This window comes from Caballeronia mineralivorans PML1(12) (genome assembly GCF_001028175.1).
In the GTDB taxonomy this organism is placed as follows: domain Bacteria; phylum Pseudomonadota; class Gammaproteobacteria; order Burkholderiales; family Burkholderiaceae; genus Caballeronia; species Caballeronia mineralivorans.
In genome coordinates this window covers 16341-29880 of the sequence record NZ_AEJF01000189.1, presented here as the reverse complement: position 1 = coordinate 29880, position 13540 = coordinate 16341, and the positions used below count along the sequence as shown (strand labels likewise).

9 protein-coding genes are annotated in these 13540 nt (G+C 61.2%); 3 read left to right on the top strand and 6 right to left on the bottom strand.

The window, feature by feature from the left end; all coding sequences use genetic code 11:
• Positions 1–297, bottom strand: a 297-nt coding sequence (locus tag EOS_RS32520) for a glycosyltransferase (RefSeq protein ID WP_235443031.1), incomplete at its 3' end; no start/stop codon positions are given.
• 349 nt (positions 298–646) lie between these two features.
• Here EOS_RS32520 and EOS_RS32515 point away from each other — a divergent pair.
• Positions 647–1414, top strand: a complete 768-nt coding sequence (locus EOS_RS32515; RefSeq protein ID WP_047896309.1) for a glycosyltransferase family 2 protein — start codon at positions 647–649, stop codon at positions 1412–1414.
• On the opposite strand, the gene EOS_RS32510 is transcribed toward EOS_RS32515, so the two are convergent.
• Together EOS_RS32510 and dnaE are read right to left on the bottom strand one after the other, a co-directional pair.
• Positions 1383–2474 (bottom strand): glycosyltransferase family 4 protein, encoded by a 1092-nt coding sequence (locus EOS_RS32510; protein ID WP_047896320.1) that lies wholly within the window; start codon positions 2472–2474, stop codon positions 1383–1385. The genes EOS_RS32515 and EOS_RS32510 overlap by 32 nt on opposite strands.
• Positions 2475–2485: 11 nt before the next feature.
• Entirely contained in the window at positions 2486–6046 is a 3561-nt protein-coding gene (gene dnaE / locus EOS_RS32505; protein WP_200908729.1) for a DNA polymerase III subunit alpha, read from the bottom strand.
• Between the two features lie 238 nt (positions 6047–6284).
• Here dnaE and EOS_RS32500 point away from each other — a divergent pair, with 238 nt between their 5' ends.
• Positions 6285–7205: a sulfurtransferase gene (locus tag EOS_RS32500; protein WP_082163591.1), complete on the top strand. Its 921-nt coding sequence runs from the start codon at positions 6285–6287 to the stop codon at positions 7203–7205.
• Positions 7206–7245: 40 nt separating this feature from the next.
• Positions 7246–8130, top strand: a complete 885-nt coding sequence (gluQRS, locus tag EOS_RS32495; protein ID WP_047896307.1) for a tRNA glutamyl-Q(34) synthetase GluQRS — start codon at positions 7246–7248, stop codon at positions 8128–8130.
• 109 nt (positions 8131–8239) lie between these two features.
• Here the strand turns inward: gluQRS and EOS_RS32490 are convergent, their stop codons facing one another.
• From EOS_RS32490 to EOS_RS32475, 3 genes are all read right to left on the bottom strand, one after another.
• Positions 8240–9823, bottom strand: coding sequence for a DEAD/DEAH box helicase (locus EOS_RS32490; RefSeq protein WP_082163590.1), 1584 nt, complete (start codon positions 9821–9823; stop codon positions 8240–8242).
• A gap of 549 nt (positions 9824–10372) precedes the next feature.
• Entirely contained in the window at positions 10373–11830 is a 1458-nt protein-coding gene (locus tag EOS_RS32480) for an aldehyde dehydrogenase family protein (RefSeq protein WP_047896305.1), read from the bottom strand.
• Between the two features lie 18 nt (positions 11831–11848).
• Complete coding sequence (locus EOS_RS32475) at positions 11849–13501, bottom strand: acetolactate synthase large subunit (RefSeq protein WP_047896304.1); 1653 nt, start codon at positions 13499–13501, stop codon at positions 11849–11851.
• Between the last annotated feature and the right edge of the window lie 39 nt (positions 13502–13540).

Genomic DNA, 13540 nt, shown 5'->3' with positions numbered 1-13540 from the left:
GGCGCCGCTGAGCAGGCTGTCGCGGCCGCTGTGCGTGTTGAGCACATCGAAACGTCCTTGCTTCAGAACCCGCCGCATCGGCGCAACAGCGCTTATGTCGGCGCCCGAACGCATAGGCGTGGTGTGGACCGTAAAACCTTCGGCCCCGAGACGCTCGCCGAGACGCGCGCCCGGCACGCAGATAAGTTCGAGCGCATGGCCGCGCTCGCGCAACGCGAGCATTTCCTTGAACGTCCGATGTTCCTGACCGCCCCACCCGTTGGACGACTCGCTGTGCAGAATTCTCAGCGGTTTCATTACTATGGCGAACTCCGAGTGAATTTCGATAGTGTCAAGGTGAAGGGAGCCGAACGTCTGGATTGTCGGTTGCGGACTCTGCGCTTTGTTGCCCGCACGGCTGGTCGCGCTTTTTTCGAGCCTGTGACCCTGCCGGCCGGGGCGTGCGAACATCGGTCTGGTATAACGTTGGCCGGGCGGCAAACATTGACGCGGGACGCGTATGGCGTTGATTCAACCGGCCTCGCGAGCCCGGCGCGTCCGGAAATGGACGAGACAGAGCGACGAGACAGTGACTATAAACGCAGCATTCACCGCTGAAACTTTTAGCATCAAATTATAGCAATTCGCACACCACCGCCTAAGCCACATGACTCGTCCAACGCTCGGTATTGCCCTCATCACCTTCAATGCAGCCGCACGCCTCTCGCAGTGTCTCGAAGCAGTTTCCTTCGCCGACGAAATCGTCGTAGTCGACGGCGGCAGCACCGACGCAACGGTCGGCATAGCGGAGGCGCATCGCGCGCGCGTGATCGATGCACCCGACTGGCCAGGCTTCGGGCCGCAGAAAAATCGCGCGCTCGATGCGCTCACGACCGACTGGGTGTTGTCCATCGACGCCGACGAAGTCGTCTCGCCGGAACTGGGCGCCGCGATCCGTGCGGCGCTGTCGAAGCCCGAAGCCGATGTTTACGCGGTCGACCGGCTATCGAATTTTTGCGGGCATTGGGTGTTGCACAGCGGCTGGTATCCGGACTGGATTCCGCGTCTGTTCAAACGCGGCACGGCGCGTTTCTCCGACGACCTCGTGCACGAGCGGCTCGTGCTGGCGAACCCGGACGCACCGAAGATCGCACGTCTGCAGGGCAAGCTGATGCACTACTCCTACGAGGACTTCGAGACCGTCCTGCGCAAGCTCGATACCTACTCCACGGCCGGTGCGCGTCAACGCCACGCGGCGGGAAAACGCGGCAGTTTCGGCAGCGCGGTGCTGCGCGGGGCGTGGGCGTTCGTTCGGACGTATTTTCTTCGACGCGGTTTTCTCGACGGCCGCGCGGGTTTCATGATTGCCGTGTTCAACGCGCAGACCGTGTATTACCGGTTTCTCAAGCTCGCGCAGTTGAACCGGATGCAGTGACCAGGGTTGTGATTTTCTCAGCGAGCGCCAGCAACGACTCGACATGCGCGGCGATGCGGGTGTCGTAGAGAATTGACGCCGCCGTCACATTCGCGCTTTTTGCATCCAGCGCGCGTTGCACGGCGTGTCGCAGACCGTCTGCGTCGCCCGGCTCGAACGTGAACTTCGCGTTGTCCGCAATCGCGCTGCAACAGCCAACGCTCGTGGGGAAAATCACCGGCGTGCCGCACATCACGGATTCGATACCGACCAGCCCGAACGGCTCGTACTTCGAAGCAAGCACGGTGAAATCGGCGGCACGATAAGCATCCTCGATATTCTTCGCATAACCGATGTAGCGCACCTGCTCCGATGTCTGCGCAGGCGGCCGCCCCGCGACCGCAACGACCACCGGCAGGCCGCTGTCACGCAATGCCGCCTCGATCAGCGGCAATCCCTTGCGCTCATGACTGCTTGACGGAAACAGCAGCACGATTTCGTGATCGGCGAAACCGAACTGCTTGCGCAGTTCAGCGCGCTTCTCGTTTGGCACAGGGGAAAAACGCGTGCCGTCGACGGGGGGATAAAGCACGCGGATCTTTGTGTCGTCCACGCCATAGAGCGTGCGCAATTCGTCGCGCATCATCTCCGAGTGCGCGACGATCACCTGGGCTTGCTGGTATTGCAAACGCTCCAGCACGATCTGACGGCTGTCCGAGCGTCGCTCGCGCCGGCCAGTCGCTGCCAGAAAGCCGATATGCGTGCCGCCGCAAATCGCGATCTCCGATGACTCCACGCGATTGCAGCCGATCAGCACATCGACCCGCGCCTTCTTGCGCGCCCGTTTGAGCGCCCAGTTGAAGTACGTATCGCGCAGCTTGGAAGGCAAGAACGACACGTTGATCCGGTGCGCGTCGACCATCCCGCTTTCCGGCTGCGACGTATCGATCTTGCGGGCGAAAAACGCGGGTTTGCGCTCGCCCGTGAACCCGGCAGCGTTGAACCCGCGAATCAGATCCAGCGCGTAACGCTCGAGTCCGCCGCTCAGTTTCAGCGCGTTGGCGGAAATGCCGACTTTCATCCCGGCGCGCATCAATACACGATTTCGATTGAGCTTCCCGCGAATTCTCCGCGCAATGCCGTGATGAGATCGTCGGTCGGCTTCACGCGCCACGCGTCGCCGAGCCGCACTTCGCCCTCCGCATGTTCGCTCCGATACACGATGCTCACGTTCAGGCCATTCGGGATATGCACTGGCGGCCGCTGGCCACGGCCACCGTCGCGCTCACCGCCTCGCGAAGCTCCGCGCGACGGCGCCTGTACCGCCGCCGGCACTGCAGCTTGCTCAGGCGGTGCGCTATGCGCTTCCAGCACTTTCTTTAGCCGCAGCGCGTCGGCGTTGCCGTTCATTTCCACCTTCACCGCCTGCGCGTAGCGGCTGCGGGCGCGCTCGAGATCCATCGCTGCTTCTACCGTGAAGCGGATACCGCCGGTGAACGCATCGTTACGTGCCTGACCCTGCACGACCAGCAACTCGTCTTCCTTGTAGAGCGCCTTGTTGGCTTCAAACTGCTCGTTGAATACGGTCACTTCGCACTGGCCGGTGCCGTCGTCCAGATTCACGATCAGCATCTTGCCGCGCTGGGTCATCTGCGTGCGCATGGTGGTGATCACGCCTGCGACGAGCTTCTCGCGCCCTTCCTTCAATTCACCGATTTTCTGCCGCACGAAGCGCCGCACTTCGGTCTTGTAGGCATCGAAGAGATGGCCCGACAGGTAAAAGCCGAGCGCGCTCTTCTCTTCCTGCAAACGCTTCTTGTCCGACCACATGGGTTCATCGACCAGGTCGTGACCTTGTTGCGATTCGTCGCCCATGTCGAAGAGACCGGACTGCATGGCGTTGGCCGCAGCTTGATCCGCTGCCTCCATTGCGAGCGATACCGACGCAATCAACTGCGCGCGGTTGTCATGCAGCGAATCGAACGCACCGGCTCGGATCAGCGCTTCCACCGTGCGCCGGTTCACCATGCGCCGATCCACCCGCATGCAGAAATCGAAGAGATCGGTGAACGGCGCCTCTTCCCGAGCACGCAAGATTTCTTCGATAGCGCTCTGCCCGCTGCCCTTCACCGCGCCGAGGCCGTATCGGATGGTCTTGGAGCGCGCGCCGTCGGCCTCTGCTACCGGCTCGAACCGGTACGCCGACTGGTTGATGTCCGGCGGCAGCACGGCCATCTTGTTGACGAGGCAATCCTCGAACAGGATCTTGACCTTGTCCGTGTCGTCCATGGCAAGCGACATATTCGCCGCCATGAATTCGGCCGGATGATGCGCCTTGAGCCACGCCGTGAAGTACGCGAGCAACGCATACGCGGCGGCGTGCGACTTGTTGAAACCGTAGCCCGCGAACTTCTCCATCAAGTCGAAGATTTCGTCCGCTTTCTCGGCCGTCAGACCGTTCTTCGCCGCGCCCTGCCGGAACAGTTCGCGATGCTCGGCCATCTCCTCGGCCTTCTTCTTGCCCATCGCGCGACGCAGCAAGTCGGCGCCACCGAGCGAGTAGCCGCCGATGATCTGCGCCATCTGCATCACCTGCTCCTGATAGACCATGATCCCGTAGGTCTCTTTCAGGACGGATTCCACACGCGGATCGGGATATTCCACGATCTCGCGGCCGTGCTTACGTGCGCAGAAGCTCGGGATCAGGTCCATCGGACCCGGCCGGTACAACGCCACCAGCGCGATGATGTCCTCGAAGCGGTCAGGCTGTGCGTCCTTCAGCATGCCTTGCATGCCGCGGCTTTCCAGCTGAAACACTGCCACCGTGTTCGCTTTCTTGAGGATCTGGAAGGAAGCGGGATCGTCGAGTGGGACCTGCGACAGATTCCAGTCTTTCTTTGATGGATCCAGACGGCGGATATACCGCTCGGCCCAATCGAGAATGGTGAGCGTCGTCAAACCCAAGAAGTCGAACTTGACCAGCCCGACCGCTTCGACGTCGTCCTTGTCGTACTGGCTGACCACACCGCCGTCTTCGCCCTGCGTATAAAGCGGGCAAAAATCCGTGAGCTTGCCCGGAGCGATCAGCACGCCGCCCGCATGCATGCCGACGTTACGCGTGAGCCCTTCCACGCGCTGTGCAAGTTCGATCAGTTGATGCACTTCGTCTTCGTTGTCGAAGCGTTCCTGCAGCGTGGGCTCTTCCTTTAACGCGTCCGCGATGGTCACGTGCTTGCCCGGCTTGAACGGAATCAGCTTGGCAATGCCATCGGTGAACATGTAGCCGAGATCGAGCACCCGGCCGATATCGCGTACGGCCGCCTTGGCCGCCATCGTGCCGAAGGTCGCGATCTGAGAAACCGCATCGGCACCGTACTTTTGCTTCACGTACTGGATGACGCGGTCACGTCCTTCCTGACAAAAGTCGATGTCGAAGTCAGGCATCGACACACGGTCCGGGTTCAGGAAACGTTCGAACAGCAGGTTGTATTTGAGCGGATCGAGGTCGGTAATGAACAGCGCATACGCGACCAGCGAACCAGCGCCCGAGCCGCGGCCCGGACCGACCGGCACGCCATTGTTCTTCGCCCACATGATGAAGTCGGCGACGATCAGGAAGTAACCCGGAAAGCCCATGCCGATAATGGTCTTGCACTCGAATTCCAGGCGCGCGTAATACGTCTCGCGCTGCGCTTCGCGGGCGGCTTCATCGGGATAAAGCTGGGCAAGCCGTTTCTCGAGACCTTCCTTCGACAACTGCACGAGGTAGTCGTCAAGCGACATGCCATCGGGCGTTGGGAACAGCGGCAGCTTCGGCTTGCCGAGTTCGAGCTTCAAGTTGCAGCGCTTTGCGATTTCGACGGTGTTGGCCAACGCCGACGGAATATCCGCGAACAGCGCGCACATCTCCTCTTGCGTGCGGAAATATTGCTCGGTCGTGAACCGCTTCTGACGCCGCGGATTCGCGAGCATATCGCCCTCGGAAATACACACGCGGGCTTCATGCGCCGTGAAATCGTCCGGCGTCATGAACTGCATCGGGTGCGTGGCGACGACCGGCAACTTGAGCTGCGCGGCCAGCGCGACGGCTTGTTGAATATAGGCCTCGCCGCCCGGGTGCCCGGCGCGCTGCAACTCGATGTAGAACGCGTTCGGGAACAGCTTGGCCCAACGCTCGGCGTGACGCTGCGCGGCCTGGTCGTTGCCAGCGGTGAACGCCATGCCGATATCGCCGTGCTGCGCGCCCGACAGTGCCAGCAAGCCTTCCGACAATCCGCTTTCGAGCCACTCGTACTCGACTTCCGCGCGGCCACGATACTGATTCGTCAGCCACGCTTTCGACAGCAGTTCACACAGGTTGAGATAACCGCGCTGGTTTTTCACCAGCAACAGCAAACGCGAGGGCTTGTCGCGATCTGCTGGATTGGTGATCCAGACGTCGCAGCCGGCGATGGGTTTTACGCCCTTGCCGCGCGCTTCCTTGTAGAACCGGACGAGGCCGAAAGCATTGCCGAGATCGGTCAGCGCGAGCGCGCCCTGACCGTCTTTGGCAGCGGCTTTAACGACGTCGTCAAGGCGCACAATGCCGTCGGCAATCGAGAATTCGGAGTGAACACGAAGATGGACAAAACGGGGATCTGACATGACCGATATTGTACATGCGCCTATTCGCGAAAATACCCTTGGGCGCACGCGTTAGCCATTCGTCCAAGGCTATTCCGTACGATGAAAAAAGTGCCGTATCGGCGCGGGCCCATCGGCCAACCGGTCTAGTCGGAAGCCCGCGCCGTTTGCGGGATAATACGGACTCGATGAGCGCCTGCCGGCAATCGTCGAAACGCTTTTTCCTCCGGCAACGCCCGTTTTCCAGCACTTTGAGAGTATTTGCGTCATGAGCATCGTCAACCTTTCCGCCTATAAGTTCGTGACTATCGAGAGCGGCGCCGACTGGCGTGCGCAGCTTGTCGAGCGCTGCCAGTCGCTTGGCCTGCGCGGCACGATCCTGCTTGCGCCGGAGGGCATCAACCTGTTCGTCGCGGGCGAGCCCGAGCAGATCGGCATGTTCATGGAATACCTTCGTACCGACCCGCTTTTCGAAGGCAAATTCGCTGACCTCGAATTCAAGGAAAGCGTGTCGGCCACGCAGCCGTTCGGCAAGATGCTTGTCAAGCTGAAGCGCGAGATTATCACCATGAAAAAGCCCGCGATCCGGCCGGAACTAGGCCGCGCGCCGTCCGTCGGCGCGGCTACGCTCAAGGCGTGGCTGGATCGCGGACACGACGACGAAGGCCGGCCGGTCGTGATGCTGGACACGCGCAATGCGTTCGAAGTCGATGTCGGAACGTTCGATCAGGCGCTGGATTACCGCATTGGCAAGTTCAGTGAGTTTCCGGGCGTGATTGAAGAGCATCGCGCGGAGCTGGAAGGCAAGACCGTGGTGTCGTTTTGCACCGGCGGGATTCGCTGCGAGAAAGCGGCGATTCACATGAAAGAAGTGGGCATCGACCACGTCTATCAACTCGAGGGCGGCATTCTTAAATACTTCGAGGAAGTGGGCGGCGTGCATTACCACGGCGAGTGTTTTGTGTTCGATCACCGTACGGCGCTGAATGCCGCGCTAGAACCAGCGGCGATTATGCAGAACGGTGAGGATCGAACAGCGGCGGGTGCGGTAAACACCGAGGACGATGCCGCCGATACGGACGAAGCGCACGCGGCGATCACGGCAGACGGCCAGGCATCGTTTCCTGGCCCAAGCGATGCACGGCACGGCGGCGCGGCAGACGGTCTTTCATCGGACACCCAGCGCTGATGATCGCGTTGAAACCCACACCAATGGCTCGGCCAGCGGAATGAACCCGAAACCGGGGTATCGCGGACGTTTTGCGCCCTCACCCACCGGGCCGCTGCATGTCGGCTCGCTGGTGAGCGCGTTGGCGAGTTTCCTCGATGCACGGGCTCATCAAGGAGCGTGGCTGATCAGGATCGAGGACATCGACGGTCCGCGCACGGTGCCGGGCGCGGCCAAGGAAATCCTGAGCACGTTAGGCAGGTTCGGCATGCATTCCGCCGAGCAGCCGGTCTGGCAAAGCCAGCGAGTAACCGCGTACGAGCAGGCGTTCGAACAGTTGCTCGCCGCTGGCTTCGTGTTTCCATGCGGCTGCACGCGTCGCGAAATAGCCGATTCGCTCGCGCATAGCCATGCGCGACACGCCACGTTGGCTTACCCGGGCACGTGTCGGGACGGACTGCATGGCAAACCGGCGCGCGCATGGCGAATGCGCGTTCCGGACGCTGATGCCGCCGTTCTGAGCTTCGAGGATCGCTGGCAAGGAATGCAGACGCAGGATCTGGCGAGCGAAGTCGGCGACTTCGTGCTCAAACGAGCGGATGGAGAGTGGGCGTATCAACTGGCGGTTGTCATCGACGACGCGGATGCGCGCATTACGCACGTCGTGCGCGGCGCCGATCTGCTGGACTCGACCGCGCGCCAGATTTATTTGCAGCGCTGCCTGGGTGTTCCAACGCCAACCTATCTGCACGTACCCGTGGTGGTGAACGAGTACGGGGAGAAACTCAGCAAGCAAACGGGTGCAACCGCGCTGGATAGCGGGACGCCGGTGGCGACGCTTACGCAAGCGGCCAGACATCTCGGTCTGGACCCCGCTCCGGCAGCTTCGCTCGAAGCGTTTTACTCCGATACAACGGCGCAATGGGCCAAGCGGCTTGGACCTTAGCTCGCTGAGCTAACCGTTGCAGTTATTCTCCGCTCTAAAAAGCAAAAAGCGGCATCGCTGCCGCTTCTCATTGCTTTCCCGGCCGAAAGTCAGCCCACATTCCGAACCATCAAGACTCCGACGGCGTTCTACGCGGCATACCCAAGCCACCCAGCAACGCGGCCAGCGGCTGGCGCGGCGTGTTCTTCCGTTCGGCTTCAGCTACCGCGTCGTCCTGTGTTTTTCTCGTCGATGCCGGCGACGGCACATACGGCTTCAGGAAGAAGTCATCGATAGGTTGCTGACGCGTATGCGAACGCTCGAACGACGTCGAACGCCGGCGCGGTTCGTCGCTACGCGCATGCCGATGTTCACTGCGCTCCGGCCGGCCCGAGCGCTCTTCGCGGCGAGGAGCCGAAGACGACTCGCGCCGCACCGGCACATCGACCTTCAGCACCATCACTTCGAGCGGCCGCTTGATCAGCTTTTCGATATCGGCGAGTTGTTTCCGCTCGTTCGGGCTGCACAGCGACAATGCATCACCCGATGCCCCCGCGCGTCCCGTGCGACCAATCCGGTGAACGTAATCTTCAGCGCTGAACGGCAGATCGAAGTTGATCACCGCCGGCAAGTCGGTGATGTCGAGACCTCGAGCGGCGACATCGGTTGCAACCAGCGCCTCGATCTCGCCCTTCTTGAACGCGTCGAGCGCTTGCATCCGCTCGCCCTGCGTACGGTCGCCATGAATCGCCGTTGCGACGATTCCGTCTTTTTCCAGCACGCGCGCCAACCGGCTTGCGCCAATCTTGCTGTTACAGAACACCAGCACCTGTTTCAAGCCGCGCTCGCGAATCAGCTGCGTCACCGCGCCGGACTTGTCGCTCTCGGCCACTTCGAAAACAATCTGCCGCACGTTCGCGTTCGTGGAATTGCTGCGCGCGACTTCGATAGTCTGCGGATTGCGCAAATAAGTCGCCGCAAGTTTCTTGATTTCGCCCGAGAACGTGGCGGAGAACAGCAGCGTCTGACGATCCTTCGGCAGCAAATTCAAAATGCGCTGCAGGTCCGGCAGGAAACCCATGTCGAGCATCCGGTCGGCTTCGTCGAGAACAAGAATCTGCACCTGGCCAAGATTCAGCGTCTTTTGCTGAACGTGATCGAGCAACCGTCCGGGCGTAGCGATCAGAATTTCCACGCCGCGCCGCAGCGCTTCCGACTGCGGGTTCATGTCGACACCGCCGAACACCACCGTGCTGCGCAACGGCGTGTGTTTGGAGTACGCCTGCACGTTGGCGGCGACCTGGTCGGCGAGTTCGCGCGTTGGCGTGAGAATCAGCGCGCGCACCGGGTGACGGGCAGGCGATGCACTCGTGCTGGCCATGGGCAGCAGGCGCTGGATGATCGGCAGCGAAAAGCTCGCGGTCTTGCCTGTGCCGGTTTGCGCGGCGCCCATCATGTCGCGGCCGGCCAGCACCACGGGAATCGCCTGCGCCTGGATCGGCGTGGGGATCGTGTAACCGGAATCGACCACCGCTCGCAGGATGTCGGCGGACAGGCCGAACTGGTCGAACGTGGGCACGGGACCGGGCACCGCGGATTCAGTGGCGCCCAACTCGAGCGCGGCGTGAATCGCTTGAACTTCAGGGCTGGAATCAGCCCCGGGTGCGGCGTCGGATGAAGCGGCGGACGGGTTCGTGGCGACGGAATCGGACATGGTGACTTTGGTGGCTTTCGCTTTCGCTAAAAATGCGCCGGAGCGGCGCGCGAGCGGTCATTCCACCGCTCATGGACATCGGATGAGAAGCCGCGCGTTTCGTCGATGCAACCGGCAAACGACGATCAACGCGCGGACTTCGGATCCGCAGGGTTTTGATCGCTGCGAATCCTCGCTTGATCCGGTCTGACACAACCGGACGGCGTAGTACATAGGGCTAGTACAAACGGCTAAAAACCGGCTAAGTACGGATAGCGAGTACTTGTGCTGGTTGCCATGACGGCAGCCGGCCGCGGGCATGAAACACATCATGGAAAGCGATATGAAAGCACATCGATCCTGCCGGCTTCACAACCCGCTCATCATCCGCTCCCGGTCCCGCCGCTTAATGCGTTCGGACTAGGCGTTCGGACTACGGGAAAGCCCGCTATTATAGCACTCCCCTGCTTGACATCACTGCTCATTGGCCGCAATCGCTCAGGCGGCCCGGTGGCCCTGAAGCCCGGCCAGCCGGGCTTCAGGGCCATGGAGCACGACCGCTACAACAGCCTATTTCGCTTTAGCGGCAGGTTTCGGCGCATCCCGCACGACCATCAAACGCAATTCCGTCATGTCCTCGATGGCGTATTTCACGCCCTCGCGGCCCAGCCCGGAATCTTTTACGCCGCCATACGGCATGTTATCGACGCGAAATGACGGAACGTCGTTGATCACCACGCCGCCCACTTCCAGCTCGTCCCACGCACGATTAACGTTCGTGAGGCTGTCCGTGAACACGCCGGCCTGCAGGCCGAAATCGCTGTCGTTGACCGTTTCGAGCGCTTTGCCGAAGTCGGTGAACTTTTCGAGGATCGCAACCGGTCCGAACGCTTCCTTCCGGTACAGATCCTGATCGCGCTTCACGCCTTCCAACAGCGTCGCTTCGAACATCGCGCCATTGACCTTGCCGCCCGCGATGATTTTCGCGCCGCTTGTCACCGCGCTTTCCATCCAGCCGGCCAGCCGGTTCGACTCGGATTCCGAGATCATCGGGCCGACGAAAGTCTTTTCGTCCTTCGGATCGCCCATTTTCAGCGACTTGGTCTTGGCGATGAGCTTTTCGCGCAAGGCGTCGTAGATATCGACGTGAACCAGGATCCGCTGCACGCCGATACAACTTTGTCCCGACTGATAAAACGCGCCAAATGCCAGCCGGTCCACGACGTAATCGAGCCGGTCGGCCTGATCGCGATCGACAATCGCCGCCGCGTTGCCGCCCAGTTCCAGAATCACCTTCTTCTTGCCCGCTTTTTTCTTCAGCTCCCAGCCGACCGCCGGCGATCCGGTGAACGACAGCAGGCGAAACCGGTCGTCGGTGGTGAAAAGATCCGCGCCGTCGCGGTGAGCCGGAAGGATCGAGAACGCGCCCTTCGGCAGATCGGTTTCCGCGAGAATCTCGCCCATGATGAGCGCGCCAACCGGCGTGCGGCTCGCGGGTTTCAGCACGAACGGGCAACCCGCCGCGATCGCCGGCGCGACCTTGTGCGCGGTCAGATTCAGAGGGAAATTGAATGGCGAAATGAACGAGCACGGGCCAATCGGTACGCGTTTGTAATAGCCGTGGTAACCAGCCGCGCGCGGCGCGATCTCCAGATTGATCATGCCGCCGTCGATACGCACCGACTCCTCCGCCGCGACGCGAAAGGTATCGATGAGCCGCGTCACCTCGCCCTTCGAATCGTTGATCGGCTTGCCCGCTTCTATGCAGAGCGCCTCGGCGAGTTCATCGAAACGTTCGCGGAAACGCTTCACGCAATGATCGAGCACCGCCTGCCGCTGATACGGCTTGAATTCGCGCATCGCGCGCTGGGCCGCAACGGCGTGGCCAATAGCGGCGTCGATTGCCTTCGCATCCGCCATTGCCACGCGGGTCGCGACTTCGCCGCTGAATTTATCGGTGACTTCCAGGTCCGTGTTCGCCGCGACGGCAACGTTGGCCAGGTAATACGGATAGGTTTTCTTCAGCATGTCAGCCTCTCCATGAGTCTAAAGTTGCGCGCTGAGCCGTTTGATCTCGCGATTCAGCACACGCTCGTTATCCGAATAGTCGATAGGCACATCGATCAGATGTACGCCCGGCGTCGCGTAACATTCGCGGATCAACGGCGCGAGCGCCTCCGCCGACTCCACCCGATGCCCGATCGCCCCGTAACTTTGCGCATAGGCGACGAAGTCAGGGTTCTGCAGCGTCATTCCGTAATCCGGGAAATTCATGTTCTCCTGCTTCCAGCGGATCATGCCGAACGCGTCGTCGCGCAGCAGGAGGATCACCAGGTCGAGCTTGAGCCGCACGGCCGTCTCCACTTCCTGCGAATTCATCATGAAACCACCGTCGCCGCAGACCGCCATGACGTTGCGGTCGGGGTGCACGATCTTGCTTGCAATAGCAGATGGCAGGCCAGCTCCCATGGATGCGAGCGCGTTGTCCAGAAGGATGGAATTCGGTTCGTGCGCCCGGTAATAACGCGCGAACCAGATCTTGTACATGCCGTTATCGAGGCAGATGATGCCGTCCTTCGGCATGGTGTCGTACACGTCCTTCACGATGCGCACCGGGTATAACGGAAACCGGTCGTCGTGCTGGCCCTTCGCGAGCTGCGCGTCGAAGTGTTCCTTGATCATCTTGAAGCGCGAAAAATCCCAGTTTGGCGCGTGCTCTTTCAACAATTCCTTCATCTGCCACACGGCGTTCGCGATGTCCCCCACCACTTCGATCTGCGGGAAATACACCGGATCGACCTGCGCGCCGAGGAAGTTGACGTGGATCACGGTCTTTTCGCCAGCGTCTCCGCTGCGCATGCAAAACGGCGGCTTCTCGATCACGTCATGGCCGATATTGATGATGCAATCGGCGTGATCGATCGCGCGATGCACGAAGTCGCCATCGGAGAGCGTGGCGTTGCCGAGCCACAGAGGGTGCGATTCATCGATCACGCCCTTGCCCATCTGCGTGGTGAAAAACGGAATCCCGATCTGGTCGACGAATTCGCGCAGCATCTTCGTCGTGGTCTTGCGATTTCCGCCCGCGCCGATCATCAGCAGCGGATATTTCGCCTCGCGGATGGCATCCACGGCACGCGCCACCGCTTTTTCCTCGGCCACCGGGCGGCGGCTGAAGCTCTTCGGAATCGGCGCGCCGTCGCCCTCCTCGTGCGCGACGTCTTCGGGCAATTCGAGGTGCACCGCGCCCGGCCGCTCTTCTTCCGCGCGCCGGAACGCCTCGCGCACCGACGCCGGAATGTTGCCGATGGACACCATCGAACGTGTGTATTTGGTGAGCGGCTCCATCATCCGCACGACATCGACGATCTGGAAGCTGCCCTGCTTGCTCGACTTGATCGGCTTCTGGCCGGTGACCATCAGCATGGGCATGCCGCCGAGTTGCGCGTACGCGGCGGCGGTCACGAAGTTGGTTGCGCCGGGGCCAAGCGTTGCCAGGCAAACACCCGTTTTACCCGTCAGGCGGCCGTAAGTCGCGGCCATGAAACCCGCGGCCTGTTCGTGCCGGGTAAGAACCAGCTTGATTTTTGAGCGGCGCAGCGATTCGAGAAGGTCGAGATTTTCTTCGCCGGGAATGCCGAATACGTATTCGACTTTTTCTGCTTCCAGCGCTTTGACGAACAGATCCGATGCTTTCATGGAGGGTCTCGCTTGTAGCGACGTGCACGATGAACGCCG

Excerpts from the sequence above, each read along its gene's own strand:
- EOS_RS32515 (WP_047896309.1), top strand. The coding sequence starts at position 647 with ATGACTCGTCCAACGCTCGGTATTGCCCTCATCACCTTCAATGCAGCC.
- EOS_RS32510 (WP_047896320.1), bottom strand. The coding sequence starts at position 2,474 with ATGAAAGTCGGCATTTCCGCCAACGCGCTGAAACTGAGCGGCGGACTC.
- EOS_RS32500 (WP_082163591.1), top strand. The coding sequence starts at position 6,285 with ATGAGCATCGTCAACCTTTCCGCCTATAAGTTCGTGACTATCGAGAGC.
- gluQRS (WP_047896307.1), top strand. The coding sequence starts at position 7,246 with ATGAACCCGAAACCGGGGTATCGCGGACGTTTTGCGCCCTCACCCACC.
- EOS_RS32490 (WP_082163590.1), bottom strand. The coding sequence starts at position 9,823 with ATGTCCGATTCCGTCGCCACGAACCCGTCCGCCGCTTCATCCGACGCC.
- EOS_RS32480 (WP_047896305.1), bottom strand. The coding sequence starts at position 11,830 with ATGCTGAAGAAAACCTATCCGTATTACCTGGCCAACGTTGCCGTCGCG.
- EOS_RS32475 (WP_047896304.1), bottom strand. The coding sequence starts at position 13,501 with ATGAAAGCATCGGATCTGTTCGTCAAAGCGCTGGAAGCAGAAAAAGTC.